Below are 16,769 nucleotides of genomic sequence, written 5' to 3'. Positions count from 1 at the left end.
CCGCTCCCGTTATGCGTGACGGCTGCGCCGCGACCGCTGCACCCCTTTCATGCAACAATCCGGCCATGTCCGAAGGGAGCCTAACAGGGCAAAATCATGCCCAGCCAATCATTTATTGTCGGGTGGCCATAACCTGATGTTAAGCGCCGTCATCGGCGGGCAGCGGCGGCACGATGCCGCGCAGAATCTCGACGAAGGCGTTCGCCGTGCGCGACAGCGGCTCGAACCGCGGCGTCAGCAGATGCGCGCGCACCCGCGTCTTGGGCGCGAGCGGGCGCGAGACCAGCTCCGGCCAGGTTCGGCCGCGCAGCACGAACTCGTCGACGACGGCGACGCCGGCGCCCGCTCGCACCATGGCGCAGGCGACCGGCGTGAAGCGTACGACCGTGCTGATCCTGAGCGGCGCGGATTTCAGGGTGAGCGCGCGGCCCACCACGTCGCCATAGGGCGTCTGCGGCCCGAAGCCGATCAGGGGATAGGGCGCGAGATCGGCCGGGCGGACGACCCGCAACCGCGCCAGCGCATGATCGCGCGGCATGATGACCATGAGGCGCCCTTCGGTGAGCACCTCCATGTCGAGCGTCGGCTCGTCGACGGGCAGGATCGAGACGCCGAGATCAGCCCGGCCGGCAACGACCTTGGCGATGATCTCGAGGATGGTCAGCACCTCGAACTCGACGCGCAGGTCCGGGAAGCGCTCGCGCAGGCGGGCGATGGCATCCGGCACCAGCGTCTGGCCGACGCTCGGGCTCGCGACGATCCTGACCGAGCCGGTGCCGCGCTCGCGCAGCTCGTCGGCCAGCTCGTTGACCCTGACCACGCCCTGATGGACCTGATCGACCTCCTGGAAGAGGCGTCGCGCCTCCGGCGTCGGCTGCACGCGGCCGCGCACGCGCTCGAACAGGCGCAAGGCCAGACGGTCCTCGGTATAGGCCAGCAGGCGGCTGATGGCCGGTTGCGAGACCGACAGGAGACGGGCCGCGCCACTGATCGAGCCAGTGATCATGATGGCCCGGAAGACTTCGATCTGCCGGAGATTGAGGCGCATGCGAATAACATCCGATTATGGTCGGCTGCATAATAAGCATGATTCATTTCGCGCCTAGCGCTCTAAGCTCGGCGCCGCCGGCAACGACCGGTGCGAGACCGAGCGTTGCGCGAAAGCCGGGGAACCGGCCTTTCGGTTCAGCAATGCTCTCAACCAGAGCGGGACGAGGCCGGCCGATGAGACGCTTTCTGACGAGCAGGGATGTCGAGGCCGCGGTTGCCGGCGGGTCCGTCTTCGCGGCGGGCGGTGGCGGCTGGGCCGACCATGGCCGCATGCTCGGGACGGCAGCGGTCAATGCCGGCCGGCCCGAGCTCGTCACCATGGACGAGATTCCCGACGATGCGATCATCGCCACCGCCGCGGCCATCGGCGCACCCGCCGGCACGACCGAGTGGGAGATGTGGGGCATCGACTACGTCAAGGCCGTGCAATTGCTGCAGGAGGCGCTGGGAAAGCCGATCTATGGCCTGATCATCGGCCAGAACGGCATGTCGAGCACGCTGAACGCCTGGCTGCCGAGCGCGATCCTCGGGGTCAAGGTGGTCGATGCGGTCGGCGACATCCGCGCCCATCCCACCGGCGACATGGGTTCGATCGGCCTCGCCAACAGCCCGGAGGCGACGATCCAGGTCGCGGTCGGCGGCAACCGTTCCAAGAACCAGTATATCGAGCTGGTGACGCGCGGCGCGACGGCCAAGGTCTCGCCGATCCTGCGCACCGCCTCGGACATGTCGGGCGGCTTCATCGCCTCCTGCCGCAACCCGGTTTCGGCAGCCTATGTCCGCAAGAACGCCGCGCTCGGCGGCATCTCGATGGCGCTGGCGCTGGGCGAGCGCATCCTCACAGCCAAGCCGAAGGGCGGCAGCGCCGTGATCGACGCGATCTGCGACGAGACCGGCGGCTCGATCATCGCGCGCGGCACCGTCGCCAAGAAGGACGTGCGCTACACCAACGAGGCCTTCGACATCGGCACGATCCAGGTCGGCACCGGAGCAGCCGCCCGCGTCATCCATGTCATGAACGAATACATGGCGGTGACCGATCTCGACGGCGCCCGCCATGCCTGTTTCCCGGACGTGATCACCACGCTCGACACCGACGGCCAGCCGGTCAGCGCCGGCCATGTCCGCGAGGGCATGGAGCTCTCGGTGCTGCGCGTGCCCAAGAGCAAGATCCCGCTGAGCTCCAGCGTGACCGACCCCAGCGTCTATCCGATCGTCGAGAAGGCGCTCGGCATGAACTTCACCGACTATGCGCTCGGCCGCGAAGGCTGAGCGCATTCCCCGCCTACCCCCGCAGGATCAACCGGATACCCTGACATGAGCGATTTCGATCTCGTCCTTCGCGGCAATATCGTGCTGGCCGACCGGATCATCGAGGACGGCTACGTCGCCGTCAGCGGCGGCAAGGTCGGCAAGGTCGGCAAGGGCACGCCGCCTTCGGCCCGCGAGACCCAGGATTTCCGCGGCCAGTGGATCATTCCCGGCGTGATCGACGGGCAGGTCCATTCCGGCAGCCAGGCCAATCACGAGGGCATCGGCATGTGCTCGCGGGCGGCCGCCGCCGGCGGCGTCACCGTGATGGTCGACATGCCCTATGACGAGCCGGAGCCCGTCACCAGCGCCAAGCTCTTCAACGAGAAGGTCGCGGTGGTCGAGCGCGACGCCCATGTCGATGTCGCGCTCTATGCCACGATCACCATCGAGAACGGGCTGCATGCCATTCCCGGACTGGTCGAGGCAGGCGCCTGCGCCTTCAAGTTCTCGACCTTCGAGGCCAACCCGACCCGCTTCCCCCGCATCGGCGACGACACGCTCTATGAAGCCTTCAAGCTGATCGAGCCGACCGGCCTGCTCTGCGGTGTCCATAACCAGGACCAGGAGATGACCCGGCGCAATATCGCCCGGCTGATCGAGGCCGGCGATACCGGCCCGGATGCCTTCCTGCGCGCCCATACGCCGCTGATCGAGAACCTCGCCACCGCCCGCATCTACGAGATCGGCGCCGAGACGGGCGCTCGCGCCCATGCCGTCCACGTCTCGACCTCGCGCGGCTTCGAGATCTGCAACATGTACAAGCGCGCCGGCTACAAGGCGACGGTCGAGAGCTGCGTGCAGTATTTCATGCTCAATGCCGAGGAGCACGGCCCGCGCTTCGGCGCCAAGATCAAGCATTACCCGCCGATCCGCCCGAAGGCCGAGAGCGACCTGCTCTGGAGCCATCTCGCCGCCGGCCATTGCGACTTCATCTCGTCCGACCACGTCTCCTGGGGGCTGGAAAAGAAGGGCGACCCGATGATCTTCAAGAACACCTCGGGCGGGCCGGGCATCGAGACCCTGCTGCCGGCGCTCTGGACCGGCTGCGAGGAGCACGGCCTGTCGCCGACCATCGTGGTGAAGCAGCTCTGCGAGGGGCCGGCCAAGGCCTTCCTGCTCGCCGACAAGGGGCGGCTCGAAGCCGGCGCCGATGCCGACATCACCGTGCTGGAGCCCGGTCGCTTCATCCATGATCCCAGCAAGAGCCTGTCGGCCGTGAAGTGGAGCTCGATGGAGGGCCGCGAATTCCGCGTCCGCGTCGCGGCGACCTATGTGCGCGGCCAGCTCGCCTGGGACGGCAAGGAGATCCGCAACAAGGCCGGCGACGGCCGTTTCCTGCGCCCCGCGGCGTAAGCCCGATGTCGATCGATCAGGACCGGCTCTGGCGCCGCATCGAGGCCCTTTCCGGCATCACCGACCCGGAGCGCCCGTGGACGCGCCGCTCCTTCACGCCGCGCTTCCTCGAAGGGCGCGAATGGCTGGCAGCGGAGTTCCGCGAGGCCGGACTGGAAACGGAACTCGACGCCGCCGGCAACCTGATCGGCCGGCTTGCCGGCGCCGATCCGAGCCTGAAGCCGATCCTGATCGGCTCGCATTCCGACACCGTGCCCTCCGGCGGGCGCTATGACGGCATTTTGGGCGTGCTCGCCGCACTGGAAGTTGCGCAGAGCTTCAGCGAGCGCGGCGACCGCCTGCGCCATACGCTGGAGGTCGTCGATTTCCTGGCGGAGGAACCAAGCGAGTTCGGCCTCTCCTGCATCGGCAGCCGCGCGCTTGCCGGGACGCTCTCCGAGCAGCACCTCGCACTGACCCGCCCGGACGGCATGACGCTGCGCGAAGGCATCGCCTTCGTCGGCGGCCGGCCGGAGGAGCTGGCCGCGATCAAGCGGCCGGCAGATGGCATCGCCGCCTATGTCGAGGTCCATATCGAGCAGGGCCGCGTGCTGGAGAACGAGCGCATCCCGATCGGCATCGTCACCGATATCGTCGGCATCCGCCGCGAACGCATCATCGTCACCGGCCGGGCCGACCACGCCGGCGCGACGCCGATGCCGCTCAGGGCCGATGCGCTGGTCGGCGCCGCGAAGCTCGTCGAGGCCGCCTACAAGCGCGCGCTGGCGACTTCGCGCGACAACCAGCCGCTGGTTGCCACTTTCGGGCGCATCGAGATCAGCCCGAATGCGGCGAACGCCGTGCCGGGCGAGGCCGTGCTGACGCTCGAAGTCCGCTCCGGCAACGAGGCGGCCGTGAAGGCCTTCGGCGAGACGCTGGTGCGCGACCTGCGCCCTGCCCTCGAAGAATTGCGCCTCACCCTCGCGGTCGAGCCGATCAGCCATGTCGCGCCGACGGCCTGTGCGCGGGAGGTGCGCGCGGCGATCGCCAATGCCTCGACGGCGCTCGGGCTCGCCACACGCGACCTGCCGAGCGGGGCCGGCCATGACGGCGTCCACATCGCCCATATCGGCCCGGTCGGCATGATTTTCGTGCCCTGCCTGGAAGGGCGCAGCCATGCGCCGGAGGAATCGATCACTCCGGACCAGGCCGGCGACGGCGCCCGCGTTCTCGCCGAGACGGTGCGCCTGCTCGACGTGCAACTGGGCTGAACGCGATGGACTGGGCAGCGGGCGATCTCGGGGAGCGCGATCTCTACAAGCTCCTCGTCAACACGGTGCTGCCCCGGCCGATCGCGCTCGTCACCACGGTCGACGGGAAGGGCCGCGCCAATGCCGCGCCCTTCAGTTTCTTCAACGTCTTCAGCCATTCGCCGCCGCTGGTCGTGCTCGGCATCGAGGGCCGCAGCGGCACCGAGCCGCTGAAGGACACGATGCGCAATATCCGCGAGACCGGCTGCTTCGTCGTCAATCTCGTCGACCGGGCGATGGTCGCGGCGATGCAGGTCTGTGCCATCGATTTTCCCTCCGAGATCGACGAGATCGCAGCGGCCGGGCTCGACACCTTGGCGAGCGCCAAGGTCGCGGCGCCGCGGCTTGCCGCCTCGCCCGTCCAGCTCGAATGCCGCGAGACGGTCTCGCTCTCGTTCGGCAGCAAGCATCGCAATCTCGTCATCGGCGAGATCGTCCATCTCCATATCCGCGACGGCATCGTCGACGAGCGTCTCCATGTCGATATCGACAAGCTCGATCTCGTCGGCCGCCTGCACGGCGCCGACTGGTATGTCGGCTTGCGCGACCGCTTCCAGGAGCCACGCCAGACGCTGGACGGCTGGCGCGACCGGGCCCGAGCCACCATTCCCGAAGGAGAGATGTCGTGAGCGGCACGATCTACGTCATCAACCCGAACTCGACCGAGCGCGTCACGCGCGGCATCGACGAGGCGGTCGCGCCGCTGCGCATGGCCGGCGGGCCGGCGATCGAATGCCTGACGCTGGCCGACGGGCCGCCCGGCATCCAGTCGCAGCGCGATGTCGACGGGTTGATCCCCGCCCTGCTCAAGCGTGCCGCGGGCCTTGAGAACGAAGCTTCCGCCTTCGTCGTCGCCTGCTTCTCCGACCCCGGCATGCATTCCCTGCGCGAGCAGAGCACGAAGCCGGTGCTCGGCATCGCCGAAAGCGGCGTGCTGACGGCGCTGACGCTCGGCCAGCGCTTCGGCATCGTCGCCATGCTCCAGAACTCGATCCCGCGCCATCTGCGCTATCTCGGCGCCATGGGCATGATGGGCCGCTTCGCCGGCGACCTGCCGGTGAACCTCACCATTCAGGAGATGGCCGACGAGCGGGTCACGCTGGAGCGCATGATCGGCGTCGGACGGACCTTGCGCGACACCCACCATGCCGACGTGCTGGTGATGGGCTGCGCCGGCATGGCGCGCTTCCGCGAGCCGCTGGAACGGGCGCTCGGCGTGCCCGTGGTCGAGCCGACCCAAGCCGCCGTGACGATGGCGATCGGGCGCGTCAGGCTGGGCTGGGGCGGACGCCCCCTCGACGGAGGCTGAACCATGGACAATCTGGTAGCCGAACTCGCCGGGCTCCTCGACGAGGCGAATGTCCTCGTCTCCGCGCAGGACCAGGCGCCGTTCTTGACCGACTGGCTCGGCAAATATCGCGGCGCCGCGCGAGCCGTGGTGCGGCCGGGCTCGACCGAGGAGGTCGCCGCCGTGATGCGGCTCTGCGCCAGCCATGGCGTGCCGGTCGTGCCGCAGGGCGGCAATACCAGCATGTCCGGCGGCGCCACGCCGGACGCGGCGGGCGAGGCCATCGTGCTGTCGCTGACGCGGCTCAATCGCATTCGCGATATCGACCCTGTCGGCAATACGATCACCGTCGATGCCGGCGTCGTCCTTGCCAGGGTGCAGCAAGCAGTGGAGGCCGCCGGCCGGTTCTTTCCGCTGAGTCTCGGCGCCGAGGGCAGCTGCACCATCGGCGGCAATCTCGCGGCCAATGCCGGCGGCGTTGCCGTGCTGCGCTACGGCACGATGCGGGAACTCACCCTCGGCCTCGAGGTGGTGCTGGCCGACGGGCGCATCTGGGATGGGCTGACGGCCCTGCGCAAGGACAATACCGGCTACGCCCTGCGCGATCTCTTCATCGGCTCCGAGGGGACGCTCGGCATCATCACCGGCGCGGTGCTCAAGCTCTTCGCCCGGCCGCAGGCGCGCGCCACGGCCTTCGTCGCCGTGCAGGATACGGCTTCGGCCCTCTCGCTGCTCGGCGCAGTCCGCGATCGCTGCGGCGACCGCGTCACCGCCTTCGAGTTCATGACCGGCGATTGCCTCGCGTTGATCCTCCAGCATATCGCCGACGCGCGCCTGCCGCTGGCAGAGATGCCGCCCGCCGCCGTGCTGATCGAACTGTCGGATCAGGACGACGAGGCCGCGCTGAGCGAGCGGCTTGAATCAGCGCTGATCGGCGGGGTCGAGGCCGGGCTCGTCATCGATGCCGCGGTGGCGCAGGGCGGCACGCAAGCCCGAGCATTCTGGCGCATCCGCGAAGGCGTGTCCGAGGCGCTGGTACGCGCCGGCAAGGCGACCAAGCACGACGTCTCGATGCCGGTCTCGGCCATGGCCGAATTCGTCGCAGCGGCCGATGCCGCCGTCAGGGCGGCGGCGCCCAGCATCCGGCCGATCGTCTTCGGCCATCTCGGCGACGGCAACCTGCATTACAACCTGCTGCCGGGCGCGGATCAGGACCCGGCCGCTTTCGCGGCGCTCACGCCCGAACTCACACGCATCGTCCATGACGAGATCGGCCGCCGGCGCGGCTCGATCAGCGCCGAGCACGGCATCGGCCAGTTGCGCGTCGGCGAAATGCCGCGGCGCAAGGCGCCGATCGAGCTCGAGCTGATGCGCTCGCTCAAGGACCTGTTCGATCCCGCAGGGCTGCTGAACCCCGGCAAGCTCCTGCCCTTTCCACCAGCAACTGAGGACCACCATGGCTCTGCTCGATGAAACCGCCGATGGCGTCTACGTCATCGCGGTGACGCCCTTCACCGAAACCGGCGCGCTCGATCTCGACAGCACCGACCGCATGGTCGATTTCTACCTGGAGAAGGGCGCGACCGGCCTCACCGTGCTCGGCATGATGGGCGAGGCCCCGAAGCTGACGGCCGAGGAATCCCGGATCTTCGTGCGCCGTGTGCTGAAGCGAGTGGATGGCCGCGTGCCGGTCGTCGCCGGCGTCTCGGCAGCGGGCTTCGCTGCGATGGCCGAGCTCAGCGAGAGCGTGATGGGCGACGGCGCCGCCGGCGTCATGGTCGCGCCGCCCTCCAATCTGCGCACCGACGACCAGATCGTTTCCTATTACGCCATGGTGGCGGAGGCGCTGGGCGCGAAGACCCCCTTCGTGCTGCAGGATTTCCCGCTGGTGACGCAGGTGCAGATCACGCCTGCCGTCATCCTGAAGATCGTCGCCAACCATCCCTCCTGCGTCATGCTCAAGCACGAGGATTGGCCGGGGCTCGCCAAGATTTCGGCGTTGCGCGCGGCGAGCGAAAAGGGCGGCCGGCGCATCTCGATCCTCGTCGGCAATGGCGGCATGTTCCTGCCGGAGGAATTGTCACGCGGCGCCGACGGCGCCATGACCGGCTTCGCCTATCCCGAGATGATGGTCGATGTCTGGAAGGCCCATGCCGCCGGGCAGGTCGAGCGGGCGCATGATCTGTTCGACGCCTATCTGCCGCTGGCGCGCTACGAGCAGCAGCCCGGCCTCGGGCTTGCCATCCGCAAGTACACATTGGCAAAGCGCGGCGCGATCGGCTCGGCCACGCTGCGCAAGCCCGGCGGGGCGTTGTCGAAATCCGACATCGCCGATATCGAACGGCTCATCGCGCGGCAGGAGCGGCGCCTGAAGGAGATCGGCTGATGGACCTCGGACTTGTCGGAAAGCGCGCCCTGGTATTGGGCGCCAGCCGCGGGCTCGGCGCGGTGATCGCGCAGACGCTGGCGGCCGAGGGCGCGACCGTCATCGCCGCCGCGCGCAGCACCGATGTCACGGAAAGCTGGATCGCCGGCCTGCCGGCGGATCAGCGCGGCCGCGCCAGCGCCGCGAAGCTCGACCTTGCCGATATCGCCTCGGTCGATGCACTCGCGGACAGGCTGATCACTGATGGCGGCATCGACATCCTGATCGGCAATTCCGGCGGCCCGCCGCCCGGCGAGGCCCGCGACGCCAAGCGCGACGACTGGCTCAGGCATTTCGAGGGGATGGCGGCCAACCTGTTCCATCTGGCGCAGCGCCTGCTGCCCGGCATGGCGGAACGCGGCTTCGGCCGGATCGTCACCATCGCTTCGTCCGGCGTCGAGCAGCCGATCCCGCGGCTCGCTCTCTCCAACGGCATCCGCGCCGCCGTGATCGGCTGGTCGAAGACGCTGGCCTCCGAGGTTGCGGGCAGCGGCGTGACGGTCAATGTCGTGCTTCCCGGCCGGATCCATACCGAGCGCGTCGACCAGCTCGACGATGCCGCGGCGGCGCGCAGCGGCGGCAGCCGCGAGGCCGTGGCGAAAGCCTCGATCGCGACGATTCCCGCAGGGCGCTATGGCAAGCCGCAGGAATTCGCCGATGTCGTGACCTTCCTGGCCAGCGAGCGGGCGAGCTATGTGACGGGCGCGAAGATCCGCATCGATGGCGGCTTGATCAGGGGCATCTGAGCGCTGGGGCGGTCACGGCGTGATGCTGCGCCAAGCGCCGTGCCACAGACATGCGCCGCCTGCCCTGGCTTTCTCCAGAATGCACCACCCGTTTTCGGACAAGCCCCAGGACGATAGGGCGTAAAGTGGACTGAATCTGTCAGCAGGAGCCCTGCGTGCCCCGGCCCTGTTTTGTTGGCGTTTTTGTCTTTTCGCGCCCTTGAACGCAAAAACCCGCCGCTGTTGCGGCGGGTTTTTGGTTATTTGGTTGCGGGGGCTCGCAACCACCGATCCCGACATTCGTTAGTGCTGGCGATCTAACGCCTTGTGGTCGAGATGACCCGTTTCCGCGAACTGTTCCCAGGTGTGGCGCTCATCGTGGAGCTATTCGTCTTCGATATCTAAGCGGCGACCTATGTTACAGCCCAACTCCGCCTACGAGCATGTACTTGATCTCGACGAACTCATCCATGCCGTGGAGCGACCCCTCGCGGCCGAGGCCCGACTCCTTCACACCGCCGAAGGGGGCGACCTCAGTGCCGAGAATGGCGGAGTTGATGCCGACCATGCCGTATTCGAGTTCCTCCGCGACGCGGAAGGCGCGGCCGAGATCCTTCGAGTAGAAATAGGCGGCCAACCCGAAGGGCGTGTCGTTGGCCATAGTGACGACCTCGTCCTCGGTCGTGAAGCGGTAGACCGGCGCGACGGGGCCGAAGGTCTCCTCATTGGTCACCAGCATCTTCGTGGTGACGCCGGACAGCACGGTCGGCTCGTAGAACGTACGCCCCAGCGCATGGCGCTGGCCGCCGACCATCACCTTGGCACCGTTGGCGACCGCATCGGCGACATGGCGCTCGACCTTCTCGACCGCGCGCTCGTTGATCAGCGGGCCCTGCACGACGCCGACCTCGGTGCCGTCCCCGACCTTCATCTTCGCGACCTCGCCAGCGAATTTCGCGACGAACTCGTCATGGATGCCGTCCTGGACGAAGAGCCGGTTGGTGCAGACGCAAGTCTGGCCCATGTTCCGGAACTTGGCGATGATCGCGCCTTCCACCGCCTTGTCGAGATCGGCGTCGTCGAAGACGATGAAGGGGGCGTTGCCGCCAAGCTCGAGCCCGACCTTCTTCACGGTCGAGGCCGCCTGCTGCATCAGGAGCTTGCCGACCGGGGTCGAGCCGGTGAAGCCGATAAAGCGCACCGCCGGATGCGAGGTCATGACGCCGCCGATCGCCTGGGCATCGCCGGTGACGATGTTGATCACGCCCTTGGGAAAGCCCGCCCGCTCGGCGAGCGCGACCAGCGCCAGCGCGGTCAGCGGGGTGTCCGGCGCCGGCTTGACCACGAAGGTGCAGCCGGCGGCTAGGCCCGGCGCGCATTTGCGGGTGATCATCGCCGCCGGGAAGTTCCAGGGCGTGATCGCGGCGCAGACGCCGACCGGCTGCTTCTGCACGATGATGCGCGAATGCGGGAAGGGCGAGGGGATGGTCTCGCCATAGATGCGCTTGGCCTCCTCGGCATAGAACTCGACGAAGGAGGCGGCATAGGCGACCTCGCCGCGCGCCTCGCTGAGCGGCTTACCCTGCTCGGCCGTCATGATCTGCGCCAGGTCCTCCTGGTTCGCCATGATCAGCTCGAACCATTTGCGCAGGATGACGGACCGCTCCTTGGCCTGCTTCTTTGCCCAGGGCTTGAAGGCGCGTGAAGCTGCCTCGACCGCGGCAGTCGTCTCGTCGGCGCCGAAGCGCGGCACCTTCGCCAGCAAGACGCCGGTGGCGGGGTTGTCGACGATATCGACGCCCTCGCCGAGCCAGGCGCCGTCGACATAGCATTCAGCGCGCGCCAGCGACGCGTCGCGGAGCTTGAGCCCGCCGAAGACCTCGGTCATTCAAGAATTTCCTGTCTTAGGGTCGCAAGAGGATCGATCGCACCGTCGCGCGTCGCATGGCGATGCGGCCGCATCGACGCGTCGCTCCGTTGGCTGCGTCGCACGGTACCCGGCTTCGACAACACGCGGTAGCGTGGGTTCACCCGGCAATTTCAGGGCCTTCCAGGCATTCCTCCAATTGTCGGAGGAGCCCCTGGAGTTCGGCGAGGCGCTCGCTGCCATAACGCCCGGTAATCTCGCGGTAGATCGCCTCGGACTCGACGCCAGCACGCTCGATCAGATTCTGGCCAACCGGCGAGATCGAAATGATCCCGCGGCGCAGGTCCGACGGTAAATTGCTGCGTAGAATTAAGCCACGCTCGTCGAGATCTTTCAGAATCCGCGAGAGGCTGGGAGCGAGCAGAAACGTCGCCTCAGCCAATTCCGTCACCTCAAAACTCTCGCCAGAGGTCAAGGCACGCAAGACACGCCATTGCTGCTCGGTGATGCCGAAGCGCCTGAGGCTCGCGCGGAAATGACGCATCACCGCTTCGCGCGCGCGGAGGAGCGACATCGGCAGCGATTTGGAAAAATGCCGGATTCGGACCCTTGCCGAGGATGGGTCGGACCCAGATGGCATCAATTCAGTACTCTTCCGCGTTGCTTCGGACATGGACACTCCCGGACGGAGGCGGCGCGCCCTGCCGGACAAGCCCCCCACGGATCAGGCTACCACCTTCTCGGTGGCGCCGCGTCGCTGCAAGTAATCCCTGTAGTTGCTGGTCTTGAAGTTCAGGGCCTCGTCGGCTTCTTCCATCTGCACGGAGATGCCGAGCGGTCGCGACGCCGTCACGGGCGCCAGAAACGCCTTCACCGCATCGAAGGTGCGCCGGCCGGCCTCCTGCCTGTCCGCTTCGGAGCGCCCCTTGGCGATACGTAGCAGCACATGCACGAAAGCATTGTCGGGGTGACCGTCGACGATCAGGTAGGTGTTCACCGGGACGGCACGCGTACGAGCCCCGGCGAAGGGAAAGATCGTGCCGTCGCCGATGAACGCGTCCTGGACGGTCTTGAGGAGCGCCGGAACGTCGACGCCGGCTTCGAGATTGCTGGAATATTCGACCCAGATATGAGGCATGGCGGCGTGTCCGTGGTCTTCAGCGGAGGGAGGCGATGGCGGCGGCGACGCCGCAGCCGGGCGACGGAACCTTGTGGCCGAGCGCCGTCAGGCTGAGTTCGAGATAGTGAAGGTCCGTCAGGATGTCGGCTTCGCTGATCCCACCCATGGTGCCGATCCGGACGACCCGGCCGTTCAGCTTGTTGCGGGCGCCAGCGATGACGGTGTTGTAGGTCTCGTGCATGTGCTTGACGATCGGCCCTGCCGCCAGCGGCTCCGGTACGGCAGCGACGACGACGGTCTGCGAGGCCACCGCAGGATCACCGAAGGCCGGCAGGCCAAGCGCGACGCAGCCGGCGCGCAACGCGCCCGACAGGCGCTTGTGGCGCGCGAAGACCTGCGGCAACCCCTCCTCGTGGATCGCCCTGAGCGCCTCCTGCATGCCGAAGAGCAGGGAAACCGGGCAGGTGAAGGCGGTCTCGTGCTTGTCGACGGTGGCCAGCGCTTTGCGCATGTCGAGATAGAAGCGCGGACAGCGATCGTCGCGTTCGATCATGTTGCGGGCCTTCTCGCTGACGCTGGCGAAGCCGAGGCCGGGCGGGCACATCAATGCCTTTTGCGAGCCGGTGACGACGATGTCGACGCCCCATTCATCCTGCCGCAATTCCATGCCGGCGAGCCCGCTGACGGAATCGACCAGGAACAGCGTGTCGCGGTCGCGCAGCAGCCTGCCAATCGCGGCGAGGTCCGTCACCGCGCCGGTCGAACTCTCGTTATGGACCGTGATCACCGCGCGGTAATCGGCGGTCTTCAGCTTGTCCGCGACCACGGTCGGATCGGGCGCCCAGCCCCATTCGCTTTCGATGACGTCGACCTCGGCGCCGAGTTCACGCGCGATCTGGGCGTAGCGGTCGCCGAACTGGCCATGCGCCAGCGCCAGCACCTTCTCGCCCGGCGCCAGCACGTTGACGAGGCTCGCCTCCATCACGCCTGTCCCGGAGGCGCCGAAGGTCACTACCGGCGCCTTGGTGCCGAACAGCGGCTGGATCAGGCGCTGGATCTCTTCGAGAACCACGCGCATCTGGGGGCCGCGATGATTGATGATCGGGCGGGCCGTCGCCTGGCGGATGCGCTCGGGGATCGAGATCGGGCCGGGCAGGCGCAGGCGGTACGGGTAAGGGCTGGCGGGCGTCGTCGTCACGGGCTGAGGCTCCGGAAGGCTGGGCTGGGTAGGGCCGGCGGGTCACCGGTCAGTGGATGACCTGCTGGATGAACTGGCGCGCGCGCTCGGTACGGGGCGCGGCGAAGAAGGCGTCGGGCGTGCCGATCTCGGCGATCGCGCCGTCGGCCATGAAGACCACCCGGTCGGCCACGGCGCGGGCGAAGCCCATCTCATGGGTGACGCAGATCATCGTCATGCCGGTGCCGGCGAGCTCGATCATCACGTCGAGCACCTCCTTGACCATCTCGGGGTCGAGCGCCGAGGTCGGCTCGTCGAACAGCATCACGTCCGGCTCCATCGCCAGAGCACGGGCGATCGCGACGCGCTGCTGCTGCCCGCCCGAGAGCTGGTTCGGGAACTTGCGGGCCTGATGCCCGATATCGACGCGCTCCAGCAACTCCATCGCGCGCGCCTCAGCGGCGGCGCGCGGCACGCGCTTCAGCTTGATCGGCCCCAGCGTCAGATTGTCGAGGATCGACAGATGCGGGAACAGGTTGAAGCTCTGGAAGACCATGCCCACACGCTGGCGGATGGTCTCGATATTGTCGTCCTCCTGGTCGACGCGCCGGTCGCCGACCGTGATCGTGCCCTGCTCATAGGCTTCAAGGCCGTTGATGCAGCGGATCATCGTCGATTTCCCCGATCCGGAAGGTCCGCAGACGACAATGCGCTCGCCGCGTCTCACCTCCAGATCGATGTCCCTGAGGACATGGAACTGCGAATACCACTTGTTAACGCTGGCGAGCCGGATGAGGGGATTGTCCATGGCGCGTTGATCCGTTCAGGAGCGCTCGGCCCGCGCGAAGCGGGCCTCGATGGCGCGGCTGTAGCAGGAGAGGCCGAAGCTCATCAGCCAGAAGACCAGGCCGACGATGAAATAGCCTTCGGCCTGCGAGCCCGCCCAGAGCGGATCGGAGACGCCGGCCGAAACGATGTTGAGCAGGTCGAACAATCCGACCACCATTACGAGCGTCGTGTTCTTCAAAAGCGAGATCGTGGTGTTCACCACGCCCGGCACGACCTTGCGCACGGCCTGCGGCAGGATGATGTGGAGCATCGTGCGCCAGTAGCCGAAGCCGATCGCCATGGCGGCTTCGTACTGGCCCTTCGGCAGCGCCTGCAGACCGCCGCGCACGACCTCGGCCATATAAGCGGCCTCATAGAAGATAATGCCGGCGACGGCGAGCGCGAGCGGATCCGGCTTCATGCCCGAGGGCAGGAAGAACGGCAGCATCACAATCGCCATGAACAGCACGGTCAGGAACGGCACGCCGCGGCAAAGCTCGATGAAGCCGATGCAGAGCCAGCGGATCAGCGGCATCCGGCTGCGCCGCCCCAGCGCGAGGAGCACGCCGAAAGGCAGCGAGAAGGTGATACCGGAGACCGCCAGGATCAGTGTGAGCAGGAACCCGCCCCACCGGTCGCTCGGGACGACGGAAAGCCCGGCGAACCCGCCATGCAGCAACAGGAAGGTCGCGACCGGCAGGACGACCATCATGAAGAACGCGGCCCGGCCCTTCGCCGGAAGGCGCGGCACCATGAGCCAGATGAGGCCGACGACCAGCAGGGCGAAGGCGATGTTCGGCCGCCAGCGCTCGGCCGGCGGATAGAAGCCATAGACGAATTGCGGCGCCTTGGCCGAAACGAAGGCCCAGCAGGCTCCGGTTCCAGTGCAATCGGCGCGGCTGGCGCCGCGCCAGGTCGCGTCGAACAGGGCCCATGGCACGATCGCCCAGGCTATGGCGCCGAGCACCGCGGCGACCACGAGCGACAGGAACGCATCCCGCCGGGAGGCGAAGACGCGCCGCTGCAGCCAGGACGAGGCTCGGCCAAGGCGCGCGCCCGTGCCGCATGCGGCAGGCCGCGCGGGCCGGTCCGGCAATGTGGCTGCCTCGCTCACCGCTCGACGATCCGGGTCATATGGTTGAACAGGTTGATCAGCGCGCCGATGAGCAGGCTGATCGCGAGATAGACCGCCATCGTCATGGCGACGATCTCGATGGCGCGGCCGGTCTGGTTGATGCTGATGCCGGTGAAGACGCCGACGAGATCGGGATAGCCGATCGCCACCGCCAGCGAAGAGCCCTTGAGGATGTTGAGATACTGGTTCGACAGCGGCGGCAGCAGCACGCGCACGGCTTGCGGAATGACGATGAAGCGCAATGTCCACCACCAGCCGAAGCCGATCGCCGCGGCCGCTTCGCGCTGGCCCTTGTTGACGGATTCGATGCTGGCACGGACGAGTTCGCCGATGAAGGCGGCGTTGTAGATCGCCATGGCGATGACTAGCGCCGACAATTCCGGCACCAGAACCCAGCCACCCGTGAAATTGAAGCCCTTGAGCTGTGGTAGCGAGACCCCGAGCTTGGCGCCGCTCAGGCCGACGGCCAGTGCCGGCAGCAGAAGGAGAAGCGCCAACGAGGGCAGCCAGGCGTTGACGCGGCGCCCGCTGCGCTCGGCATGCCCCGTCAGACTGCGGAACAGCGCGAGCGCCGCGGCTATGGCGACCAGGATCGCCAGGGCAAGCAGACCGGGACGATCCGTCGTCAGCGCCGGAACCAGGATGCCGCGATTGGACAGATAGACGGCATCGCCGAGCGAGATCGCTGCACGCGGCGCCGGCAGGGCGCGCAGGGCGACATTGTACAGAATCAGGATATGGAGGAGCTGCGGCAGGTTCCGGACGATCTCGACATAAATCCGCGCGGCGCGCGACATCGCCCAGTTGCCGGAGAGCTGCGCGATCCCGACGGCGAAGCCGAGGATCGTCGAGAACACGATCGCGAGCCCCGTGACCAGCAGCGTGTTGGTGATGCCGATCAGGAAAACCCGCCAGTAATTGTCGCTGGCCGTATAGGGGATGAGGTGGAAGGCGATCTCGAAGCCGGCCTCCTGCCGGAGGAAGTCGAAGCCGAGCTTCAGGCCGCGCGCCGCGAGATTGTCGTTGAGGTTCCCGACCGCGACATAGGCCAGCAAAGCGAGAGCCCCGACAAGCAGTCCCTGATAGACCCAGCCCATGACGCGGCGCCGCCCGAAGACCGGACGTCTGGTCGGCACAGTTGAGGCAAGGGATGCGGTCATCGTCGGCGGCTCGTCGGGGCGGGAGAGGCCGGCTGGCG

At 67.5% G+C, this 16,769-nt stretch carries 16 protein-coding genes; 8 read left to right on the top strand and 8 right to left on the bottom strand.

Annotation, left to right across the window (positions count from 1 at the left end):
- Window positions 1–139: 139 nt before the first annotated feature.
- Window positions 140–1,048: a LysR family transcriptional regulator gene (locus tag WFK61_RS16110; protein WP_336813098.1), complete on the bottom strand. Its 909-nt coding sequence runs from the start codon at window positions 1,046–1,048 to the stop codon at window positions 140–142.
- 176 nt (window positions 1,049–1,224) lie between these two features.
- Between WFK61_RS16110 and WFK61_RS16105 the strand changes: the two genes are divergently transcribed.
- From WFK61_RS16105 to WFK61_RS16070, 8 genes are read left to right on the top strand one after another with little or no spacing between them, the layout of a single operon-like run.
- Window positions 1,225–2,322 (top strand): DUF917 domain-containing protein, encoded by a 1,098-nt coding sequence (locus WFK61_RS16105; RefSeq protein WP_336813097.1) that lies wholly within the window; start codon window positions 1,225–1,227, stop codon window positions 2,320–2,322.
- 45 nt (window positions 2,323–2,367) lie between these two features.
- The gene (locus tag WFK61_RS16100; RefSeq protein WP_336813096.1) at window positions 2,368–3,717 is read left to right on the top strand and encodes a dihydroorotase; all 1,350 of its coding nucleotides are present in this window, start codon (window positions 2,368–2,370) and stop codon (window positions 3,715–3,717) included.
- A 5-nt stretch (window positions 3,718–3,722) separates the two neighbouring features.
- Entirely contained in the window at window positions 3,723–4,967 is a 1,245-nt protein-coding gene (locus tag WFK61_RS16095; protein ID WP_336813095.1) for a Zn-dependent hydrolase, read from the top strand.
- A 5-nt stretch (window positions 4,968–4,972) separates the two neighbouring features.
- Window positions 4,973–5,635: a flavin reductase family protein gene (locus WFK61_RS16090; RefSeq protein ID WP_336813094.1), complete on the top strand. Its 663-nt coding sequence runs from the start codon at window positions 4,973–4,975 to the stop codon at window positions 5,633–5,635.
- A complete protein-coding gene (locus tag WFK61_RS16085; protein ID WP_336813093.1) occupies window positions 5,632–6,315 on the top strand; it encodes an aspartate/glutamate racemase family protein in 684 nt (227 codons plus the stop codon). The genes WFK61_RS16090 and WFK61_RS16085 overlap by 4 nt, the downstream gene beginning before the upstream one ends.
- Before the next feature lie 3 nt (window positions 6,316–6,318).
- A complete protein-coding gene (locus WFK61_RS16080; protein ID WP_336813092.1) occupies window positions 6,319–7,767 on the top strand; it encodes an FAD-binding oxidoreductase in 1,449 nt (482 codons plus the stop codon).
- Window positions 7,751–8,680, top strand: coding sequence for a dihydrodipicolinate synthase family protein (locus WFK61_RS16075; RefSeq protein ID WP_336813091.1), 930 nt, complete (start codon window positions 7,751–7,753; stop codon window positions 8,678–8,680). The genes WFK61_RS16080 and WFK61_RS16075 overlap by 17 nt, the downstream gene beginning before the upstream one ends.
- On the top strand, window positions 8,680–9,465 hold the full coding sequence (locus tag WFK61_RS16070; RefSeq protein ID WP_336813090.1) for an SDR family oxidoreductase: 786 nt from the start codon (window positions 8,680–8,682) through the stop codon (window positions 9,463–9,465). The genes WFK61_RS16075 and WFK61_RS16070 overlap by 1 nt, the downstream gene beginning before the upstream one ends.
- A gap of 397 nt (window positions 9,466–9,862) precedes the next feature.
- Here WFK61_RS16070 and WFK61_RS16065 read toward each other — a convergent pair whose 3' ends face one another.
- From WFK61_RS16065 to WFK61_RS16035, 7 genes are all read right to left on the bottom strand, one after another.
- The gene (locus tag WFK61_RS16065) at window positions 9,863–11,332 is read right to left on the bottom strand and encodes an NAD-dependent succinate-semialdehyde dehydrogenase (protein WP_336813089.1); all 1,470 of its coding nucleotides are present in this window, start codon (window positions 11,330–11,332) and stop codon (window positions 9,863–9,865) included.
- 139 nt (window positions 11,333–11,471) lie between these two features.
- Complete coding sequence (hpaR, locus tag WFK61_RS16060; protein WP_336813088.1) at window positions 11,472–11,984, bottom strand: homoprotocatechuate degradation operon regulator HpaR; 513 nt, start codon at window positions 11,982–11,984, stop codon at window positions 11,472–11,474.
- A 51-nt stretch (window positions 11,985–12,035) separates the two neighbouring features.
- Window positions 12,036–12,449, bottom strand: coding sequence for a 5-carboxymethyl-2-hydroxymuconate Delta-isomerase (locus WFK61_RS16055; protein ID WP_336813087.1), 414 nt, complete (start codon window positions 12,447–12,449; stop codon window positions 12,036–12,038).
- A 19-nt stretch (window positions 12,450–12,468) separates the two neighbouring features.
- On the bottom strand, window positions 12,469–13,629 hold the full coding sequence (locus WFK61_RS16050) for a pyridoxal-phosphate-dependent aminotransferase family protein (protein WP_336813086.1): 1,161 nt from the start codon (window positions 13,627–13,629) through the stop codon (window positions 12,469–12,471).
- A 49-nt stretch (window positions 13,630–13,678) separates the two neighbouring features.
- Window positions 13,679–14,416 carry an amino acid ABC transporter ATP-binding protein gene (locus WFK61_RS16045; RefSeq protein WP_336813085.1) on the bottom strand — a complete coding sequence of 246 codons (738 nt, stop codon included), beginning with the start codon at window positions 14,414–14,416 and terminating at the stop codon, window positions 13,679–13,681.
- Between the two features lie 15 nt (window positions 14,417–14,431).
- Window positions 14,432–15,550, bottom strand: a complete 1,119-nt coding sequence (locus tag WFK61_RS16040; protein WP_336813084.1) for an amino acid ABC transporter permease — start codon at window positions 15,548–15,550, stop codon at window positions 14,432–14,434.
- Entirely contained in the window at window positions 15,547–16,731 is a 1,185-nt protein-coding gene (locus WFK61_RS16035) for an amino acid ABC transporter permease (RefSeq protein WP_336813083.1), read from the bottom strand. The genes WFK61_RS16040 and WFK61_RS16035 overlap by 4 nt, the downstream gene beginning before the upstream one ends.
- Between the last annotated feature and the right edge of the window lie 38 nt (window positions 16,732–16,769).

The sequence above is a fragment of the Allobosea sp. MMO-172 genome, assembly GCF_037147855.1.
GTDB lineage: Bacteria > Pseudomonadota > Alphaproteobacteria > Rhizobiales > Beijerinckiaceae > Allobosea.
The sequence above is the reverse complement of the archived record's forward strand: the minus strand, read 5'-3'. Positions and strand labels throughout refer to the sequence as shown.